This is a genomic window from Haemophilus haemolyticus, assembly GCF_003351405.1.
GTDB classification, from domain to species: domain Bacteria; phylum Pseudomonadota; class Gammaproteobacteria; order Enterobacterales; family Pasteurellaceae; genus Haemophilus; species Haemophilus haemolyticus_N.
The window spans coordinates 1,303,010-1,324,028 of sequence record NZ_CP031240.1 but is presented as its reverse complement, the minus strand read 5'-3'; the positions used below and the strand labels follow the sequence as shown (position 1 = coordinate 1,324,028).

At 37.6% G+C, this 21,019-nt stretch carries 20 protein-coding genes; 13 read left to right on the top strand and 7 right to left on the bottom strand.

Going from position 1 to position 21,019, the window contains the following annotated elements; all coding sequences use genetic code 11:
• The first annotated feature begins 3 nt into the window (after positions 1 to 3).
• Positions 4 to 663, top strand: coding sequence for an arginine ABC transporter permease ArtQ (gene artQ, locus DV427_RS06640; RefSeq protein WP_114891741.1), 660 nt, complete (start codon positions 4 to 6; stop codon positions 661 to 663).
• Positions 664 to 667: 4 nt separating this feature from the next.
• The gene (gene artM, locus DV427_RS06635) at positions 668 to 1,351 is read left to right on the top strand and encodes an arginine ABC transporter permease ArtM (RefSeq protein WP_114891740.1); all 684 of its coding nucleotides are present in this window, start codon (positions 668 to 670) and stop codon (positions 1,349 to 1,351) included.
• Positions 1,352 to 1,579: 228 nt separating this feature from the next.
• Here artM and DV427_RS06630 read toward each other — a convergent pair whose 3' ends face one another.
• The 4 genes from DV427_RS06630 to DV427_RS06615 all read right to left on the bottom strand — a co-directional run bounded on the left by DV427_RS06630 (position 1,580) and on the right by DV427_RS06615 (position 4,543).
• Complete coding sequence (locus tag DV427_RS06630; protein WP_114891739.1) at positions 1,580 to 2,092, bottom strand: opacity family porin; 513 nt, start codon at positions 2,090 to 2,092, stop codon at positions 1,580 to 1,582.
• 50 nt (positions 2,093 to 2,142) lie between these two features.
• Positions 2,143 to 2,658 (bottom strand): SprT family zinc-dependent metalloprotease, encoded by a 516-nt coding sequence (locus DV427_RS06625; protein ID WP_114891738.1) that lies wholly within the window; start codon positions 2,656 to 2,658, stop codon positions 2,143 to 2,145.
• A 64-nt stretch (positions 2,659 to 2,722) separates the two neighbouring features.
• Positions 2,723 to 3,877 (bottom strand): methionine adenosyltransferase, encoded by a 1,155-nt coding sequence (gene metK / locus DV427_RS06620; protein ID WP_114891737.1) that lies wholly within the window; start codon positions 3,875 to 3,877, stop codon positions 2,723 to 2,725.
• A gap of 84 nt (positions 3,878 to 3,961) precedes the next feature.
• Complete coding sequence (locus tag DV427_RS06615) at positions 3,962 to 4,543, bottom strand: anthranilate synthase component II (protein ID WP_114891736.1); 582 nt, start codon at positions 4,541 to 4,543, stop codon at positions 3,962 to 3,964.
• 41 nt (positions 4,544 to 4,584) lie between these two features.
• Here DV427_RS06615 and DV427_RS06610 point away from each other — a divergent pair, with 41 nt between their 5' ends.
• Both DV427_RS06610 and DV427_RS06605 read left to right on the top strand, forming a co-directional pair.
• Positions 4,585 to 5,571: an aminodeoxychorismate synthase component I gene (locus tag DV427_RS06610; RefSeq protein WP_114891735.1), complete on the top strand. Its 987-nt coding sequence runs from the start codon at positions 4,585 to 4,587 to the stop codon at positions 5,569 to 5,571.
• Positions 5,571 to 6,137, top strand: coding sequence for an aminotransferase class IV family protein (locus DV427_RS06605; protein ID WP_114891734.1), 567 nt, complete (start codon positions 5,571 to 5,573; stop codon positions 6,135 to 6,137). The genes DV427_RS06610 and DV427_RS06605 overlap by 1 nt, the downstream gene beginning before the upstream one ends.
• A 39-nt stretch (positions 6,138 to 6,176) precedes the next feature.
• On the opposite strand, the gene DV427_RS06600 is transcribed toward DV427_RS06605, so the two are convergent.
• Positions 6,177 to 6,521 carry a DUF496 family protein gene (locus DV427_RS06600; protein WP_005630430.1) on the bottom strand — a complete coding sequence of 115 codons (345 nt, stop codon included), beginning with the start codon at positions 6,519 to 6,521 and terminating at the stop codon, positions 6,177 to 6,179.
• Between the two features lie 185 nt (positions 6,522 to 6,706).
• Here DV427_RS06600 and serC point away from each other — a divergent pair, with 185 nt between their 5' ends.
• Complete coding sequence (serC, locus tag DV427_RS06595; RefSeq protein ID WP_114891733.1) at positions 6,707 to 7,792, top strand: 3-phosphoserine/phosphohydroxythreonine transaminase; 1,086 nt, start codon at positions 6,707 to 6,709, stop codon at positions 7,790 to 7,792.
• Positions 7,793 to 7,884: 92 nt separating this feature from the next.
• The gene (gene hisC / locus DV427_RS06590; RefSeq protein ID WP_114891732.1) at positions 7,885 to 8,985 is read left to right on the top strand and encodes a histidinol-phosphate transaminase; all 1,101 of its coding nucleotides are present in this window, start codon (positions 7,885 to 7,887) and stop codon (positions 8,983 to 8,985) included.
• 74 nt (positions 8,986 to 9,059) lie between these two features.
• Here the strand turns inward: hisC and grxD are convergent, their stop codons facing one another.
• Both grxD and ompA read right to left on the bottom strand, forming a co-directional pair.
• Positions 9,060 to 9,383 (bottom strand): Grx4 family monothiol glutaredoxin, encoded by a 324-nt coding sequence (gene grxD / locus DV427_RS06585; protein WP_005643625.1) that lies wholly within the window; start codon positions 9,381 to 9,383, stop codon positions 9,060 to 9,062.
• A 150-nt stretch (positions 9,384 to 9,533) separates the two neighbouring features.
• Positions 9,534 to 10,592 (bottom strand): porin OmpA, encoded by a 1,059-nt coding sequence (gene ompA / locus DV427_RS06580; protein WP_065250083.1) that lies wholly within the window; start codon positions 10,590 to 10,592, stop codon positions 9,534 to 9,536.
• 379 nt (positions 10,593 to 10,971) lie between these two features.
• Between ompA and ydiJ the strand changes: the two genes are divergently transcribed.
• The 7 genes from ydiJ (at position 10,972) to cydC (ending at position 21,009) form a co-directional block, all read left to right on the top strand.
• Positions 10,972 to 14,055 carry a D-2-hydroxyglutarate dehydrogenase YdiJ gene (gene ydiJ, locus DV427_RS06575; RefSeq protein WP_114891731.1) on the top strand — a complete coding sequence of 1,028 codons (3,084 nt, stop codon included), beginning with the start codon at positions 10,972 to 10,974 and terminating at the stop codon, positions 14,053 to 14,055.
• 14 nt (positions 14,056 to 14,069) lie between these two features.
• Complete coding sequence (locus DV427_RS06570) at positions 14,070 to 14,486, top strand: hotdog fold thioesterase (protein WP_114891730.1); 417 nt, start codon at positions 14,070 to 14,072, stop codon at positions 14,484 to 14,486.
• Positions 14,483 to 15,454, top strand: coding sequence for a ferrochelatase (gene hemH, locus DV427_RS06565; protein WP_114891729.1), 972 nt, complete (start codon positions 14,483 to 14,485; stop codon positions 15,452 to 15,454). Before DV427_RS06570 ends, hemH begins: the two co-directional genes overlap by 4 nt.
• 78 nt (positions 15,455 to 15,532) lie before the next feature.
• Entirely contained in the window at positions 15,533 to 16,390 is an 858-nt protein-coding gene (locus DV427_RS06560) for a co-chaperone YbbN (RefSeq protein ID WP_114891728.1), read from the top strand.
• A gap of 109 nt (positions 16,391 to 16,499) precedes the next feature.
• Complete coding sequence (gene trxB, locus DV427_RS06555) at positions 16,500 to 17,456, top strand: thioredoxin-disulfide reductase (protein ID WP_114891727.1); 957 nt, start codon at positions 16,500 to 16,502, stop codon at positions 17,454 to 17,456.
• A gap of 62 nt (positions 17,457 to 17,518) precedes the next feature.
• The gene (gene cydD / locus DV427_RS06550; RefSeq protein ID WP_114891726.1) at positions 17,519 to 19,279 is read left to right on the top strand and encodes a heme ABC transporter permease/ATP-binding protein CydD; all 1,761 of its coding nucleotides are present in this window, start codon (positions 17,519 to 17,521) and stop codon (positions 19,277 to 19,279) included.
• Positions 19,279 to 21,009, top strand: a complete 1,731-nt coding sequence (gene cydC / locus DV427_RS06545) for a heme ABC transporter ATP-binding protein/permease CydC (protein ID WP_114891725.1) — start codon at positions 19,279 to 19,281, stop codon at positions 21,007 to 21,009. The genes cydD and cydC overlap by 1 nt, the downstream gene beginning before the upstream one ends.
• The last annotated feature ends 10 nt before the right edge of the window (positions 21,010 to 21,019 follow it).

The following is a 21,019-nucleotide window of genomic DNA, read 5'->3' as shown; positions in this document are numbered from 1 at the left end:
TCTATGAGTTATGATTTTCTTTCTTTAATGCTTACCGCAGCTCTAATGACTTTAGGGCTTGCGGTCTGTTCATTAATCCTAGGGTTATTTTTAAGCCTAATTTTTGCCGTACTTGAAGCAAATCGTTTTGTTGGTAAACCAACTGCAGTACTCATTGCCTTATTGCGTGGCTTACCTGAAATTCTCGTTGTATTACTCGTGTATTTTGGTTCCACTGAATTAGTAGAAATGCTAACAGGAGAATACATTGAATTTGGAGCATTTGGCTGTGGTGTGTTTGCACTTTCTCTCATTTTTGCAGCTTATGCTTCACAAACATTACGCGGTGCAATTCAAGCTATTCCGAAAGGTCAATGGGAATCTGGTGCGGCATTAGGCTTAAGCAAAAGCTATACGTTCATTCACATTGTCATGCCACAAGTATGGCGTCATGCCTTACCTGGTTTAAGCAATCAATGGCTTGTATTACTAAAAGATACAGCATTGGTTTCATTAATTGGCGTGGACGATTTGATGCGCCAAGCGGATCTAATTAATACCAATACTCATCAACCCTTTACTTGGTACGGTATTGCTGCGTTAATTTATTTAGCGGTAACATTAATTAGCCAAGTTGGTATTCGAAAATTAGAGCTACGTTTTACTCGTTTTGAAAGGGCGTGAAATAATGTTTCAAGAATATTTAAGCGTAATCGCACAAGGGATTCCAACGAGTTTGTTGCTTACAGTCGTATCGTTGTTGATTGCCTTCTGTTTGGCATTATTTCTCACCTTTTTGCTTTCAATGGAAAACAAATGGGTAAAAAGAGCGGTTAATTTATACCTTACTTTATTCACTGGCACGCCACTGTTAGTACAGTTCTTTTTAATTTATGCGGGGCCTGGCCAATTCCAATGGATTATTGACAGCCCATTATGGTATGTCTTATCCAACGCCTGGTTCTGTGCCGCATTAGCTTTAGCACTAAACAGTGCAGCCTACTCCACGCAATTATTTCATGGTGCAGTAAAAGCCATTCCAAAAGGACAATGGGAAAGTTGTGCCGCATTAGGATTAAACCGCATACAAACTTTAAAGATTTTAATTCCTTATGCCTTAAAACGTGCGTTGCCTTCTTACAGTAACGAAATTATTTTGGTATTTAAAGGAACGGCATTAGCATCCACCATTACGATTATGGATATAATGGGCTATGCTCGCCAACTTTATGGTACAGAATATGATGCACTCACAATTTACGGCATCGCAGGCGGTATCTATTTAATTATCACAGGCATTGCAACATTATTGCTACGTAAACTAGAGAAAAAAGTGTTGGCATTTGAACGTTTTGAAGTAAGCAAAGCATAAAGTGCGGTAAAATCTTTAGTCATTTTTAAATCCCAAGCTTAGGTTGGGATTTTTTATATTTTAATGTGATAGTTTTATCAAAAAACTATTAAGAAAGAAGATTTCCAAGAATTTTAACCGCACTTTTAGTCAACTTCTACTCCACCCTAAAACGAATAACGGTGATCGCCTTAGACGATCACCGTTAAATTAAAGTGTTTAATAAAAGGATTTTACGTATTGTAAAACTTAGAATCCGTAACCCACACCAACTTTCGCACCATAGTTATTAACTTTGGTACTATCAAAATTACCTAAACGATTGTACTCAACTCCACCATTTGCGTACCAGTTGCCATCTAACTTATATTTTGCACCTGCTACAACGCCATAGCCGAACTTAATTTCTGAAGAACTTCTATATGGTTGGCTAGCTCTGTTATCATATTTAAACTGGTTCGCTGCAACACGAGCACCTACATAAGGTTGCACTTTAGAATTCGTGTCAAAGTCATATAATACTGATGCACCTAAACCATGAATTTTCGCGCCATCAATTTTTCCGTGATGCGTATAATCACCCGCAACACGCGTATTGCCTAATTTATAACCAACCGCTACACGAGGTTCAATTCGAGTATTATTACTACCATTTGCTTTAGTTTGAGATAAACCGATATCGCCTTCAGCATAGATATTCGCATTTGCAACAGAAGCAAAGGCAAACGCACCAACAATAACTGCTAATAAAGATTTTTTCATTGGATAACTCCTTTATTTATTGAATAAACTGGAAGAATATATCACAAAAATTATTCTGTTTCATCGACAAAAACTAATTTTCCCTTACATTTTCTACATAAATATTCAATCTTTTCTCTTACTATTCTATTATGACGGCGAATACTTAGAAAATGTGTTTGGCACGCACAACGATATTCAAAAGTTTTCCCTTGCACATTTTTTATATCAAATTGATGGCAAGTGTCTGCAGGAAGCTTAAAAATTTCATTCATTACAAGCTGCCACTCTTTCCCGTGTGGTTTTACGCGACCAAACATTTGATACACAATCAAATGCGCAAGCTCGTGTGGCACGACTTGTCGAATAAATTCATCTGCATTTTCTAATAACAAAGTGCAGTTAAATTTTATTTCATTTTTTTGTAGGTAAGCTACGCCTGCCTTTATTCCACGTAACTCATAATTTACCTCAGGCATTGTAAATTTTCGCTTAAAATAAGCCTCTGCAAGTAACAAAGACTGATTCAATTTACGTTGCACTTGCATTTTTAAATGACGAAATGGAATTTGCTCTATTGATGTCATGATTGAAAAGAAAAAACCGCTAGATAAGCGGCTTTTATATAATTTACTAAATTAAAAAATAAGATTATTTTAATCCTGCTGCAACACGTAATTCTGCTGCGCGATCCACTTTTTCCCAAGGGAATTGCTCACGACCGAAATGGCCATAAGCTGCCGTTTCACGATAGATTGGTTGGATTAAATCTAACATTTTAATTAAGCCATAAGGACGTAAATCAAAGAATTCACGAACTAATGACACTAATAATTCATTCGCAACTTTTCCAGTTCCAAAGGTTTCGACCATGATAGATGTTGGATCAGCCACACCAATCGCATAAGAAAGTTGGATTTCACAACGATCTGCCAAACCAGCTGCCACAATATTTTTTGCGACATAACGTGCAGCATAAGCTGCTGAACGGTCAACTTTAGATGGATCTTTTCCTGAGAATGCGCCACCACCGTGGCGAGCGGCACCACCGTAAGTATCTACGATAATTTTACGACCAGTTAAACCACAATCCCCCATAGGTCCACCAATAACAAAACGACCAGTCGGGTTAATGAAGAATTTTGTTTCTTTAGAAAGCCATTCACTTGGTAATACAGGTTTGATAATTTCTTCCATCACACCTTCATGTAAATCTTTTTGGCTAACATCTTCAGAATGTTGAGTAGAAAGCACAACCGCATCCACACCAACAATTTTATTATCTTCATATTTTAAAGTTACTTGGCTTTTCGCATCTGGGCGTAACCATGCTAATTTACCGCTTTTACGCACTTCAGCTTGTTTTTCCATTAAACGATGAGCATAAGTAATAGCTGCTGGCATTAATACATCCGTTTCATTAGTGGCATAACCAAACATAATACCTTGGTCGCCTGCACCTTGATCTAATGGATTTTCACGATCAACGCCTTGATTAATATCTGCAGATTGTTTACCAATCGCATTAAGTACTGCACAAGAATGGCCATCAAAACCCATTTCAGAATGTTCATAACCAATATCACAAATCACTTTACGCGTTAAATTCTCAATATCGACCCATGCTGATGTTGTAATTTCGCCACCAACTAATGCCATACCGGTTTTTACGTAAGTCTCACAAGCTACTCGTGCTTTTGGATCTTGTTTTAGGATTTCATCAAGTACCGCATCAGAAATTTGATCGGCAATTTTATCTGGATGCCCTTCAGATACAGATTCAGATGTAAATAAATAGCTAGACATATTTTCTCTCTTTTTCTTTTAAATTTGGATGTATTGACGTATAGACGTCTATAATACGTATTTTTGCTTAATAAGCAAGCGGTATTATGGGGTAGTTGCAGGAGGAATCGCCAACCAATTACGCAAAATTTGCTCTCCAAAATCTGACATATAAGATTCTGGATGAAACTGAACACCATAAATTGGCAAAAACTTATGCTGCATCGACATCACCACACCTTCATCACAAAGTGCGGTAATTTCTAGACAATCAGGAAAATCGTCTTTCTGCACGCCCCAAGAATGATATAGCCCGATATTAAATTCGCTTGGAAGGCTAAAAAATAATGGAGAATTTGACCGCACTTTTAAAATTCGTTTTTGGCCATGACGGACTTTCTCTAAGTTATACAATGTACCACCAAAAAATTCACATAAGGTTTGATGCCCTAAACACACACCTAAAATAGATTTCTGCTGATAATATTTTTCCAACATAGAAAAAAGTTGTGGATAAGCTCGTGGTACATCAGGCCCTGGCGAAATCAATATATGACTATATTTTTCCACTGTACTTTCTTTTAAATCTTCCACGTTTAAAACATCATAAGGCACATTTAATTTTCGAATTAAATCCACCAAGTTAAAAGTAAAAGAATCGTGATTATTAATGATGAGTAATTTCATAACCGCTCGGCATTCGTTATAATCGGGCAATTTTACGCAAAATGACACAAAGCACAATGCAACATTTTATTGAACAGGCTAATCATTATGGCAAACAACGCACGCCATTTTTCTTTCTCATTGATTTTGAAAAAGAAAAACCATTGATTTGTCCTCTCGAAAATTCTGCACAACAAGGCATTTATTTTGATATTTTAGGGAAAAGAAATTGCATAATTTCTCCACAATCTATCCCTCTTAATTTTACCAAACATCCAATGTCCTTCTCGCGTTATCAACAAGGTTTTGAACTTGTTCAAAGTGAATTACAGAAAGGCAATTCTTATTTATTGAATCTCACCTACCCCACTAAAATTTCAGGTAATCTGTCACTTGAACAGATTTTTCATCAAACAAATGCACCTTATAAATTGTGGTTACAAGATCAGTTTGTTTGCTTCTCACCAGAATGTTTTGTCAATATTCATGACAACAGCATTTTTACTTATCCCATGAAAGGGACAATTAATGCATCTCTGCCCGATGCAGAAAATCAGTTACTCACAAATGAAAAAGAACAACGCGAACATTACACAATTGTTGATTTGATGCGTAATGATTTATCCATGGTGGCAGAAAACATTCAGGTGAAAAAATTTCGTTATATCGATCGCATCAAAACACAAAAAGGTGAAATACTGCAAACCAGTTCTGAAATTTACGGAAAGTTGAATGAAAACTGGCAAAATCAAATTGGCTATATTTTAGCGAAACTCTTGCCTGCTGGTTCCATAAGTGGTGCCCCAAAAGAAAAAACCACACAAATTATTCAACAAGCAGAAAAACAAAAACGCGGTTATTACACAGGAATTTTCGGCATATTTGATGGTGAAACACTACAAAGTGCGGTGGCAATTCGATTTATTTCTCAAGTAGATGAAAAATTTTATTTTCATAGTGGGGGCGGTATTACCATTCATAGCAATGTGCAAGATGAATATGAAGAATTGTTAGAAAAAGTCTATTTACCGATTGAAGGTGCTGATTAATGTATCCTCTATTTGAAACCCTTTGCATTGAAAATGGGAAAATTCAAAATATCGATTTACACCAAGCTCGATATGAACGTAGTTTGCGTGAATATTATGGCAAAAGTGCGGTGAAAATTTTTAATCTTTTTTCACTCATTCAACTGCCTGAGCCCTTACAAAATCGATTAGTTCGCTGTCGCATTGATTACAATGCCGAAACCACGCAAATTCAATATTTTGAATACCATCAAAAAATTTACCGCACTTTCCAACCTGTAATTTGTGACGATATCGAATATGGTTTGAAATATTCTGATCGTAGTTTAATTAATACATTATTTGCTCGACGTGACGTTTCTGATGAAATTATTATTATCAAAAATGGAAAAGCGACAGATTGTTCCATTGGTAATTTAATTTTCCGCCAAGGAAAAAAATGGTACACACCAGACACCCCATTACTTAGAGGCACACAACGAGAAAAATTATTACAAGAAGGGAAAATTCAAGAAATCACTATATATCAAGAAGATATTGTCAATTTTGATGAAATTAAAATCATTAACGCAATGAATAGCCTATAAAAAATAAGCCGACTGATTCAGCCGGCTATTTTATTACAATTATTTTTCAGAGTTTTTCAACAATTCCGCATGCGCTTTTTTCTGACTTTTCATTTTCGCACTAATCTCACGACGTTGCGTAGAAAGCTCTGCATTGCGAATCGTATAATCATCAACACGACCTTCATAGTCATCACGCATACTTTCAATAATTCCACGCACCTCTTCGATGGTCATATCATCACGAATGTATTGATTTAAGTTATCTAACAATAATACGCGTTTCTGATTGTCACGGATTTTACGATTATTGTCTTCCATGTCGCGCTTAATTTTGTTTTTTGAACGATACATACGCACGTATTCCAACACTTCTTGAAAAGATTGCTTGTTTACAGTTTCCATAATGACTCTCTTTTAGTAAGAAAATTGATGCCGTAATGTAGCCTCTTTTTGGTAATTCGTCAAAAGCTGAAAGTAAATTTTGTGAGTCAGCTCGAAAAAATTTTTTATTTACCGAAAAAGCGTTTGATTCTCTGCTTTTGTAGTGATAAAACAGATCCAACTATCTACAAAAATAAGGAAACACAATGTCACAAGTCTTTAATTTTAGCGCTGGCCCAGCGATGATTTTTCCAGAAGTACTACAAAAAGCACAAAGTGAACTGACAAACTGGCTCAATCAAGGAGTGTCCGTAATGGAGGTGAGCCATCGCGGTAAATATTTCATGGAACTTATTGCACAAGCAGAAAAAGATCTACGTGAGGTTTACAATATTCCTGATAACTATCGCGTACTTTTCTTACAAGGCGGTGCTCGCGGTCAATTTGCAGCAATTCCGATGAACTTAATCGGTAAAAAAGGCAAAGCCCTTTATTTAAATAGTGGGCATTGGTCAGCTACAGCAGCAAAAGAAGCAAGAAATTCTGCAGAAATTGATGAAATCACTATTGTAGAAAATGGCGAACAGACTCGAATTACCGGTCTTGATTTTAGCCATATCGCTGATCAATATGACTACGTTCATTATTGCCCAAATGAAACCATCAGTGGTGTAGAAATTTTTGATGTACCAAATGTGGGAAATGCCGTATTGGTCGCTGATATGTCTTCAAATATTCTTTCACGCCAAATCGATATCAGTAAATTTGGTGTAATTTATGCAGGTGCGCAAAAAAATCTTGGCCCTGCGGGTATTACATTAGTCATTATTCGTGATGATTTGATCGGTAATGCGCGTAAAGAAACTCCATCTATTTGGAATTATGCAACTCAACGTGACGCAGATTCAATGATTAATACACCACCAACATTTGCTTGGTATTTATGCTCCCTCGTATTTAAACATCTTAAAGAGATGGGGGGCTTAGAGGTGATCGCAAAACGTAATGCGTTAAAAGCACAAACCCTTTATGATTATATTGATTCGAGCAAACTTTACCGCAATGTGGTAGCAAAAGAAAACCGCTCAACAATGAATGTCACTTTCATTACAGGCAATGCTGAATTAGATGCCAAATTTGTCGCAGAATCCACTGCTGCGAGCTTACAAGCCTTGAAAGGTCACAAGGTTTTAGGTGGAATGCGTGCGTCTATTTACAATGCAATGCCACAAGAAGGCGTTGAGGCACTTATTTCATTTATGAAAAAATTTGAAGCTGAAAATCTTTCTTAATAGTTAAAGAACATTTTCAATGGGCGTATTCACTACGCCCAAATTTACTTGAAAATTCATCCTAATCCACATCAATATTTTCAAATAACACTATGCAGTACATAAATATTGCCAATCGTGGCGTAAAATCCTTATCACCTTATCAAGCTGGCAAACCCATTGAAGAATTAGAACGGGAACTTGGCATTTCCAATATCGTTAAACTTGCCTCAAACGAAAACCCATTTGGTTTTCCAGAAAGTGCAAAAAAAGCAATTTTCGAACAATTAGATAAACTGACTCGTTATCCAGATGCGAATGGCTTTGAACTAAAACAAACTATTGCAAGAAAATTTGGTGTTCAACCAAATCAAATTACGCTCGGAAATGGCTCAAATGATTTATTAGAACTTTTTGCTCACACTTTCTCAAGCGAAAGCGATGAAATCATTTATTCACAATATGCCTTTATTGTTTATCCTTTAGTAACTAAAGCGATTAATGCAATTGCAAAAGAAATTCCAGCTAAAAATTGGGGGCATGATTTACAAGGATTTTTGACCGCACTTTCTGATAAAACAAAGCTCATTTACATTGCTAATCCCAATAATCCAACGGGTAATTTTTTAACATCGCAAGAAATTGAAGATTTTTTAGCAGAAGTTCCCCAAAATGTAATCGTAGTATTAGATGAAGCCTACACTGAATTTACCAGATCTGAAGAACGAGTGGACTCCTTCCGTTTATTAAAAAAATATTCAAATTTAATTATTTCACGCTCTCTTTCTAAAGCCTATGGCTTAGCAGGTTTACGTATTGGTTATGCTGTATCTAATCCAGAAATCGCAGATTTATTAAATCGAGTTCGACAACCATTTAACTGTAATTCTTTGGCGTTAACCGCTGCTGTTGCCGTAATGAATGACGATGAATTTGTTGAGAAAGTAGCTAAAAATAATCGAGTAGAAATGAGACGTTACGAAGAGTTTTGCCAACGTCATCAATTAGAATATATTCCTTCCAAAGGAAATTTTATAACGATTGGTTTCAAACAACCTGCAGCCCCAATTTATGATGCATTATTACATGAAGGCGTAATTGTTCGCCCAATTACTGGGTATGGCATGCCTAATCATTTGCGCGTAAGTATTGGTTTACCTGAAGAAAATGATCGATTTTTTACCGCACTTTCTAAGGTATTAAAACTTGCCTAGACTATGTGTTCAATAAAAAACAAATTTATTTGTATAAAAAACCCGCTATAAGCGGGTTTCATTTTTCTCATATCTTAAGCGTGTTTTGCTGCAACTTCAGATAATAAAGTTTGTAATTCACCAGATTGATACATCTCTAAAATGATATCACAACCACCAATTAATTCTCCCTCCACCCATAATTGCGGAAAAGTTGGCCAGTTTGCATATGCTGGTAATTCAGCACGAATATCTGGATGTTGCAAAATATCTACATAACCAAAAGGTACTTTACAATTCATCAATGCTTCAGATGCACGAGCAGAAAAGCCACAAGATGGTAATTTTGGTGAACCTTTCATATAAATAAGAATTGGATTTTCACTAATTTGCTTTTTGATTTTGTCTAAGGTTTCCATAATGTTCCCTATAAATAAATGAGAACCGCATTCTATCATAAGTTAAAACTTGATTGAAATGCTTGGTTTTAGATTCATATAAGACAAAAGGCCTAAACCGAAGTTTAAGCCTTTTGCTGTATTTAATCTTTCGTTAAACGAACACTAAAATTATTTAGTACCGTTAACTGCGATTTCTACACGACGGTCTGGAGCAAGACATGCGATAAGCGCTTTACGACCTTTAACTTGATCACAAGTTGCGCCAGTCACTGGGTTTGCTTTACCATAACCAGTTGCAGAGATTGCATCTGCAGAAACACCTTTAGCTACGAAGTAGTTAGCTACAGTGTCAGCACGACGTTGAGAAAGTTTTAAGTTACCAGCGTCAGAACCGATACGGTCAGTGTAACCAGCAACAGCTACTTTAGCGTTGTTAACTTGTGCGATTTCGCCGTAGATACCATCTAAAGCCGCTTGAGCTTGTGGTTTTAAGTTTGCTTTACCGAATGCGAAAGTTACATCAGAATTTAAGTTGAAAGTTTTGCTTACAACTTCAGGTGCTGCTACAACTGGCGCTGCGCCTTGACCGAAGCGGTAAGAAATACCTGCATTGATAGAACCAATCCAAGGGTTATAGTCAATTGCGCTATTTGGTTTATCTTCAGTGCGGAGTTTACCTACGCGAGTTAGCCATTGGTATTCTAAACGAACTGCTAATTCTGGTAATACTGCATATTCTGCACCTACAGCGAATAAACCAGAGGTACGTAAGCTGTGATGACCATTTTCATGCTCACGAACGCCATTTTGATCGTAGGATTTATAATCAGAACGAACTAAAGCAACACCTGCTTTACCATAAACATCTAATCCATTTAACACTTCATAGCTACCTTTTAAGCTTAAGTGAGTACCGTGGTTAGTGTGTTTTACTGATACTTTACCAGCATCTTTGAATTTAACACGACCGAAATCATCGTAACCTAATTCAACCGCTAAACCTAAGTTATCACGATTTAAGATTTGGTAACCACCAAATACACCGTAAGTGAAAGAATTACGGTGATAACCATCATTATTTTCACGAGCTAGAGCACGAACGCCATCGTGGAAAGATGCTTGACCAGCTTTAACACCTGCATAGAAAGTGTTTTCTTGTGGAGCTGCTTGAGCTACTGAAGCAGCTGCTAAACCAGCAACTACTAATGCGATTGCAGTTTTTTTCATTTTGATGTCCTCTATTTAGTCATCGAATAGTAATAAAAAAGTGTCCTTGTTTATACTGAACTTTTAATTAAAGTTACATTCTAAACAGTCGCTTAACTAGGGTTTTGAATTTGCCCTACTTTTTACCTTTTGACAAATTCAATTCCTTTGTTTACGCCAAAGGAACGTTCAAAAGTGCACCTATTATCCTATAAAAATTGAAAAGATCAAATTCTTTTGAACTTTTTGTTTATTTTTTATCCAGAAACACTCTATTCTTGACTCATTTACTCCAAAAAATACTCCTTAAAAATGTTCAAAATCTAATTCGACATTGTTCGCACCTTAAGATATTATCGAGAGCATCCAGCTATTTATACCTTTAAATGAGTTAAATGCTATGTTGCCAAGTCTAAATCTCACTCCACAAATCGAACAAGATGTCCTTAACTATCTCCAAGTACTTAAAAAACAACATTTTGAAGGAGATATCGCTACAAATTATGCAGATAGATTAAGTCTTGCTACGGATAACAGCGTTTACCAACAGCTTCCTCAGGCGATTCTTTTTCCGAAAACTGTCGCTGATATAGTGCGTATAACCAAATTGGCAAATTTACCTGAATATCAATTGCTCACCTTTACACCTCGCGGTGGAGGCACTGGCACTAATGGACAATCCATCAATAACAATATAATAGTGGATCTCTCTCGCCATATGACTGCCATTTTAGAACTCAATGTAAAAGAACGCTGGGTTCGAGTACAAGCAGGCGTAGTAAAAGATCAACTTAATCAATTTTTAAAACCACATGGTTTATTCTTTGCCCCAGAGCTATCCACCAGCAATCGAGCGACTTTAGGTGGAATGATTAATACGGATGCCTCGGGGCAAGGCTCATTGCAATATGGTAAAACCTCTAATCACGTTTTGGCATTACGCGCAGTACTAATGAACGGTGAAATTTTAGATACAAGTGCGGTCAATTCTGTTGATGTTTTAGAAAACATCGATGCGCTTGAATTAAGTGATAGTAGCAAAAGACTCCATCAATCCATTGCGCAACACTGTAAAGAAAAAAGAGCGGCAATCATTAAAGATCTGCCACAACTTAACCGTTTTTTAACGGGATACGATCTGAAAAATGTATTCAATGAAGATGAAAGTGAATTTAATCTCACGAGAATTCTCACTGGTTCTGAAGGTTCTCTTGCATTTATTTGTGAAGCTAAACTCAATCTTCTGCCAATTCCTCAGTATCGCACGCTCATCAATATTAAATATCGTTCTTTTGATGCGGCATTACGCAATGCCCCTTTTATGGTCAAAGCTAATGCGCTTTCTGTGGAAACCGTTGATTCCAAAGTCTTAAATCTCGCTAAACAAGATATTATTTGGCACTCTGTGAATGAACTTCTTACAGAAGATGAAGAAGATCCAATTCTCGGTTTAAATATTGTGGAATTTGCTGGTAATAATAAAGAAAAAATAGACCGCCAAGTCACCGCACTTTGTCTCTCACTTGATGAAAAAATCGAACACAATCAAGATCACATTATTGGCTATCAAGTCTGTTCTGATTTACCGTCTATCGAGCGTATTTATGCGATGCGAAAAAAAGCAGTGGGCTTACTTGGTAATGCAAAAGGTGCAGCCAAACCGATTCCTTTTGTAGAAGATACTTGTGTCCCTCCAGAAAATCTTGCAGATTACATTAGTGAATTTCGCGCTTTATTAGACAAGCACAATTTACAATATGGCATGTTTGGGCACGTCGATGCGGGCGTGTTACACGTTCGCCCTGCGCTTGATTTATGCGATAAAGAACAAGTGAAATTATTTAAACAAATTTCAGATGAAGTGGCAGAACTTACGATTAAATATGGTGGATTACTCTGGGGAGAACATGGAAAAGGCGTGCGATCCCATTACGGCGAAAAATTCTTTACCCCAGAACTCTGGCACGAACTTCGTTATATAAAAACCTTATTCGATCCAAACAATCGGTTAAATCCTGGCAAAATCTGTACGCCTTTAGATTCCAAAGAGGAACTTTATTCTATCCTTTCGCCAATGCGGGCTGATAACGATCGCCAAATTCCTATCCAAATACGCGATGAATTTAAGGGTGCGATGAACTGCAATGGAAACGGATTATGTTTCAATTTTGATGAACACAGCATTATGTGCCCCTCGATGAAAGTCAGTAAAAACCGTGTATTTTCGCCGAAAGGTCGCGCAGCTATGGTTCGAGAATGGCTTCGATTGATGGCAAATGAAAATGTTTCGCCCGCACAATTAGACTTCCGTAAAACAGAAATAAAGCTAACCGCACTTGTGAAAAGACTGAGCAATACGGTTCAAAAATGGCGAGGCGATTATGATTTTTCTCACGAAGTGAAAGCTGCAATGGATACTTGCCTTGCTTGTAAAGCCTGTGCGAGCCAATGCCCGATTAAAATCGATGTACCAAGTTTCCGTGCGAAATTCTTTCATTTTTATCACAGCCGCTACTTACGACCGGCAAAAGATCACATTGTCGCAAATTTAGAAATCGCTGCGCCTTATATGGCAAAACAGGCAAAATTCTTTAATTATTTTACCAAGCTAAAAGTCACGCAAACATTAGTGGAAAAAACGCTAGGCATGACCGATTTGCCCTTGCTTTCTGAACCCAATTTGCAACAACAGCTAGTAGAAATTCATTATCAAGGCAACTCCTTAGAAGAATTGGAAGACCTAAGTGCGGTAGAAAAAAACGATATTTTATTTATTGTGCAAGATCCTTATACCTCTTACTATGATGCTAAAGTGGTACGTGACTTTGTTATGCTTACGCAAAAATTAGGCTTCACACCAATTCTGTTGCCATTTAAACCAAACGGCAAAGCAATGCACATTAAAGGTTTCTTAAAACGCTTTAGCAAAACAGCACAAAACCAAGCCGAGTTTTTAAATCGAATGGCAAAATTAGGCATTCCACTTGTAGGAGTAGATCCAGCCATCGTGCTGTCTTATCGAGATGAATACAAAGAAGCACTACAAGAAAAACGTGGCAATTTTCACGTTCTCACCGCACACGAATGGTTAAAACAAAGATTACAAAATACAGTGTTACAAGATAAACTGAAAAACATCGCCAAAACTGACCGCACTTCTGATTGGTATTTATTCCCGCATTGTACGGAATCTACTTTTATGCCGAACAGCCCAAAAGAATGGCAAGAAATTTTTGGAAGATTTGGACAACAACTTAATGTAGAAAAAGTAGGATGTTGCGGTATGGCTGGTGTATTTGGACATGAAGTGAAAAATCAAAAAATGAGCCGAGAAATCTACGATGTATCGTGGCATAAAAAACTGCATGGAAAAGATCCGCACTTTTGTTTAGCAACCGGTTATTCTTGCCGCAGTCAGGTAAAACGTTATGAACATGTGGTGCTAAAACACCCTGTGCAGGCATTATTAGAAATTTTAGCGTAAATGAAAGGAACATCATGATTTGGCAAAAAAACTTCACGCTCGAAAACTTAAATCAACTTTGCTCCAATAGTGCAGTTAGCTATCTTGGCATTGAAATTTCTGCTTTTGGCGAGGACTGGATTGAAGCGACAATGCCAGTGGATCATCGTACTATGCAGCCGTTTGGTGTGTTGCATGGCGGGGTTTCGGTTGCTTTAGCTGAAACAATTGGTTCTCTTGCGGGTTCACTTTGTTTAGAAGAAGGCAAAACTGCGGTTGGATTGGATATTCACACCAATCATCTTCGCCCAGTTCGTTCAGGTAAAGTGACTGCGAGAGCCACGCCAATTAATTTGGGCAGAAATATCCAAGTTTGGCAAATTGACATCCGCACAGAAGAGAATAAACTTTGTTGTGTTTCTAGATTAACCCTTTCCGTAATCAATTTATGACAAAACCAGCAAAAATCGGCGTATTACTTGCCAATCTAGGCACGCCAGATAGCCCGACACCGAAGTCAATTAGCCGTTATTTATGGCAATTTTTAACGGATCCTCGCGTGGTCGATTTACCGCGTTGTAAATGGTATCCACTGCTCAAAGCCATTATTTTGCCATTACGTTCTAAACGTATTGCCAAAAATTATCAATCAATTTGGACAGCGCAAGGCTCGCCTTTACTTGCCATTTCACGACAACAAAAAGATGCATTACAAGCCTATTTAGATAATCAAAATATCGATACTCAAGTAGAAATTGCCATGACGTACGGCAATCCATCAATGCAAAGTGCGGTAAAAAACTTGCTTGAAAATCAAGTTGATCGAATTATTGTTTTGCCACTTTATCCGCAATACTCTAGCTCAACCACGGGCGCAGTATTTGATGCTTTCGCTAACGCCCTTAAAGAAGAACGAGGATTAGTGCCCTTTGATTTTATCCATTCTTATCATGTCGATGAGAATTACATTGATGCGTTAGTCAATTCCATAAAAGCGCGGTTAAAACCCGATGAGTTTTTGTTATTTTCTTATCATGGTATTCCTTTGCGTTATGAAAAAATGGGTGATTATTATCGTGAACATTGTAAACAAACGACTATTGCAGTTGTTAATAAGCTGGGCTTAACAGAAAACCAATGGGGAATGACGTTTCAATCTCGCTTTGGGCGTGAAGAATGGCTACAACCTTATACCGACAAATTTTTAGAATCTGCTGCAACACAGAATATTCAAAAAATTGCCGTTATTTGCCCTGGTTTTTCCGTAGATTGTTTAGAAACCATTGAAGAAATTGACAAAGAAAATCGAGAAAATTTCTTAACCAATGGCGGGCAATCTTATCAATATATTCCCGCACTTAATGTAGAGCATATACATATTGAAATGATGGGAAAATTGATTCTAGAAAAACTTGCTTAATAATAGAAATGGTAAAACGTTTCTAAAATCTTCCGCACTTTGCTAAAATCAGCCATTATTTTTTCACAAGGATAAAACATGGCTGATTTTCCTTTTATCGTTGACATCAACGAACAAAATCTTACTGAAATACTGCAACAATCCTTAGAAAAACCACTTGTCATCAATTTTTACGCGCCAACACATAAAGAATCCGCGGATTTTTTGGCACAACTTGAGCAAGTTGCAGAACAATATCAAGGACAATTTGTTCTTGGAAAAGTAAATTGTGAAAAAGAGCAAATGATTGCCGCACAATTCCGCATCCAAGCATTGCCAACCACCTATTTGTTTAAAGAAGCACAGGCATTAGATGCATTTCCAGGCGCGCTTGATAAAGCATCATTAATCCAACGATTAAGCATTATTTTACCAAAAGAAGAAGATTTAAAATTCCAACAAGCATTAGATTTCTTGCAAGTAGAAAACTATGAGGCAGCATTGCCATTATTGAAAGATGCATGGGAGCTTTCTGATAAGAAAAATAGTGATGTCGCCCTGCTCTACGCTGAAACCTATATTGCAATGAAGAAAACGGAGCCGGCACAAGAAATTCTAAAACAAATTCCATTGCAAGATCGTGATAGTCGTTGGCACGGATTACAAGCACAAATTAAGCTACAAATTCAAGCAGCAGATACACCTGAAATCCAACAATTACAGGCTAATTATGCTAAAAACCCAACAGCTGAAATTGCAATAAAACTTGCTGTACAACTTCATCAAGCTGGACGAAATGAAGAAGCACTGACACTACTTTTCGGTATTTTAAAAACCGACTTAGGCGCGCAGAATGGTGAAGTTAAACAACAATTTTTATCCATTTTAAGTGCAATGGGCAATGCTGATCCGTTAACAAATAAGTTTCGCCGATTGCTTTATTCACTGCTCTATTAATCGAAAGGTTTATAATTGATAAGGTCTATGGAACAATTCCATGCATTGCAATCATTAGAATAGACTTGAATTTAATTAATTCTCTCTTTACGAAAAACAAGGATTCTTTATGTCAGATATCAAACACGCAAAACTTTTAATTTTAGGCTCTGGCCCTGCTGGTTATACAGCAGCCATTTATGCGGCACGTGCAAACTTAAAACCTATATTAGTGACTGGTTTGCAACAAGGCGGCCAGCTTACCACCACAGATGAAATCGAAAACTGGCCAGGTGATTTTGAGATGACTACTGGTTCAGGTTTAATGCAACGTATGTTGCAACATGCAGAAAAATTTGAGACAGAAATCGTCTTCGATCATATCAATCGCGTAGATTTATCTTCTCGTCCATTCAAACTTTTTGGCGATGTACAAAATTTCACTTGTGATGCGTTAATTATCGCAACAGGTGCCTCTGCACGCTATATTGGCTTACCTTCAGAAGAAAACTACAAAGGTCGTGGGGTTTCTGCTTGTGCAACCTGTGATGGTTTCTTTTATCGTAATAAGCCGGTTGGTGTCATTGGTGGTGGAAATACTGCGGTAGAAGAAGCGCTTTACTTAGCCAATATTGCAAGTACAGTGCATTTAATCCACCGTCGCGATAGCTTCCGTGCGGAAAAAATTCTTATCGAGCGTTTATACAAAAAAGTAGAAGAAGGAAAAATAGTTCTGCATACTGACCGCACTTTAGATGAAGTGTTGGGTGACAACATGGGCGTAACCGGATTACGTTTAGCCAACACAAAAACTGGGGAGAAAGAAGAACTCAAATTAGATGGCTTATTCGTAGCAATTGGTCACTCGCCAAATACGGAAATTTTCCAAGGGCAACTAGAATTAAATAATGGCTATATCGTTGTAAAATCTGGTCTTGAAGGAAATGCAACAGCCACTTCTGTGGAAGGCGTGTTCGCAGCAGGCGATGTAATGGATCATAATTATCGCCAAGCCATTACCTCTGCGGGAACTGGTTGTATGGCAGCATTGGATGCAGAACGCTATTTAGACGCTCAAGAAGCATAAATTCTCTAACTGATTCCCCTCTTTTTAAAAGAGGGGAACTTTTTCTATATCACGATAAAACTATGAACAAACTTCGCCAAAAATATTTACAAAAATGGCTTCGCGCACAACAAGAACCTATCAAAAAATTAATGCGCGCAAACATTGTCCTAGCTACGCTTTCTGCACTCATTTTAGTCGCGCAAACTTATTTTCTTGCGACTTTGCTCGATAAACTGATTATGCAAAATGATCCTCGTGATGAACTCATTCCTTATTTTATCGGACTAATTATCGGCTTCGGGATGCGTGCTATTATTTTATGGGCACGCGAAAAAATTGGTTTCCAAAGCGGACAGTTATTACGCAATCATATTCGTCAAAAAATTCTGGATAAAATACATCTTGTTGGCCCTGCGACAATCAATCAAAAACCAGCTGGAAGTTGGGCAAGCATTATGTTGGAACAAGTTGAAAACTTACATAATTTCTATGCCCGTTTTCTGCCTCAACAAAGCCTTTCCGCTATTGTTCCAGTCGTTATTTTAATTGCTGTATTTCCGTTGAACTGGGCTGCAGGCTTAATCTTAATGATTACCGCCCCGCTTGTTCCTCTGTTTATGATCATTGTCGGTATTGCTGCGGCTGACAACAACCAAAAAAATATGGATACCCTTTCTCGCCTCAGTGCCCAATTTTTAGATCGCTTACGCGGCTTGGAAACCTTGCGTCTTTTTAACCGCACTTCTGAACAAACAGCGCATATTGAAAATGCCACTGAAGATTTCCGTGAAACCACAATGGATGTGCTAAAACTCGCTTTTCTCTCTTCTGCCGTATTGGAATTTTTTACCTCTATTTCCATTGCCCTCATGGCGGTCTATTTTGGTTTTAGCTACTTAGGTCAAATTGAATTTGGCACCTATAATGCACCGCTTACACTTTTCACAGGTTTCTTTTGTTTAATTCTTGCACCTGAATTTTATCAACCCTTACGCGATCTAGGCGCTTATTACCACGACCGCGCAGCGGGCATTGGTGCAGCAGATGCCATTGTTGATTTTTTAGAATCCGATTATTTAACCGTTCATCAAAACGAAAAAACAATTTCTTTAGAAAGTGCGGTTGAAATTTCTGCCGAAAATTTAGTGGTGCTTTCGACACAGGGTTTAGCATTAACCAAGCCGTTAAACTTCCAAATTCCAGCAAATCACAATGTTGCGCTTGTAGGACAAAGTGGCGCAGGGAAAACCTCATTAATGAATGTAATTTTAGGCTTTTTACCTTATGAGGGCTCGCTCAAAATTAATGGTCAAGAACTTCACGAAAGCAATCTAGCTTACTGGCGCAAACATATTGCCTGGGTAGGACAAAATCCATTGTTATTACAAGGTACAATTAAAGAAAACTTACTACTTGGCGATATTCAAGCTAACGATGAAGAAATTAATCAAGCATTAATACGCTCTCAAGCGACAGAATTTACCGATAAACTTGGACTTTATCACGAAATCAAAGATGGTGGATTAGGCGTTTCTGTGGGACAAGCGCAACGTCTTGCCATTGCTCGTGCACTGTTACGTAAAGGCGATTTACTTCTGCTCGATGAGCCAACCGCAAGCTTAGATGCACAATCAGAAAATCTTGTTTTGCACGCACTGAACGAAGCAAGTCAGCATCAAACTACGCTGATGATTACCCACCGAATTGAAGATTTGAAACAATGTGATCAAATTTTTGTGATGCAACGAGGAGAAATAGTACAGCAAGGTAAATTTGCCGAATTACAACATGAAGGTTTCTTTGCTGAACTACTCACTCAACGACAACAGGATATCCAATAATGCGCACATTACTTCCGTTTATACGTTTATTTAAATTCGCCAAATTTCCTCTTATTTTAGGCTTGGTGCTGATGATTTTAGGATTGGGATCCAGCATGGGCTTGCTTACCGTTTCAGGCTGGTTTTTAGCTGCTACAGCCATTGCAGGACTAGGCACGCTATTTAACTTTTTCTATCCATCAGCCAGTGTGCGAGGTTTAGCTATCGGACGAACCGTCATGCGCTATTTTGAAAAAATAGTGACGCATGATGCAACATTCCGCATTTTGTCCAAATTACGCGTACAAGTTTTTGAAAAAATTATTCCTTTAAGTCCAGCAGTGTTAAATCGTTATCGCAACAGCGATTTGTTAAATCGTTTAGTGTCCGATGTTGATACACTTGATAGCCTCTATTTACGTTTACTTGCGCCATTTTTCACTGCTGCATTTGTTATCATTGCCATGACGATTGGACTTAGCTTTATCAATATTCCACTCGCTCTTGGTTTAGGTTTATTTTTGTTAATTTTATTAATGATTATCCCAACTGTTTTCTATCGACTAGGTCAGGAATTTGGCGAACGCTTAATCCAAGCACGCGCCACCTATCGAACCCAGTTTTTAGAATTTATCCAAGCACAAGCCGAGCTTTTATTATTTAATGCAGAAGATAAATTAAAAGAGAAAATGTCAGTCACAGAAAAAACATGGCAGGAAGATCAAGCCAAAGAAGCAAAATTAAGCGGATGTTCTATCGCACTTGTTCTCTTTCTTAATGGTTTGTTGATTTCTGGAATGCTATGGTTTGCAAGTAACACCGATTTTGGCACAGATGAATATCGCACGGCTTATATTGCACTTTTCACTTTTGCTGCACTTGCAGCCTTTGAGATCATCATGCCATTGGGTGCGGCATTTTTACATATAGGTCAAGTGATTGCTGCAGCAGAGCGTGTAACCGAAATCATTGAGCAAAAACCGCTTATTGAGTTTAATGGTAACGAGGAATTTGAAACAAAAGTGCGGTTAATTTCTGCGAAGGATTTAAGTTTTTCCTATCCAGGGCAAGAAACGCTTGTATTAAAAAGTCTTACATTAGATTTAGAACAAGGCCAAAAAATTGCTATTTTAGGCAAAACTGGAAGTGGGAAATCTTCACTCCTTCAACTTTTAGTGCGCAATTATGATGCGAATCAAGGTGAGCTTTTATTGGCAGAAAAACCCATTTCCGCCTATTCAGAAGAGACATTACGCAGCCAAATTTGTTTTTTAACTCAACGTGTTCATGTATTCAGCGATACACTTCGTCAAAATTTACAATTTGCAAGTGCGGATGAAATTTCTGATGAACAAATGATTGAAGTACTACATCAAGTTGGCTTAAGCAAATTACTTGAGCAAGAAGGAAAAGGTTTAAATCTTTGGCTTGGTGATGGCGGTCGCCCACTTTCTGGTGGGGAACAACGCCGTTTAGGTTTAGCACGTATTTTACTCAATAATGCACCAATTTTATTGTTAGATGAACCAACAGAAGGTTTAGATCGCGAAACTGAACGTCAAATTTTACGTTTAATTTTGCAACATGCCGAAAATAAAACCCTAATTATGGTCACTCACCGTCTAAGTTCAATTGAACAATTCGATAAAATTTGTGTAATTGATAACGGAAGATTAATCGAAGAAGGCGATTACAATAGTTTAATCACCAAAGAAAATGGTTTCTTTAAAAGATTGATTGAGCGAGTATAAGAAAAGGAAG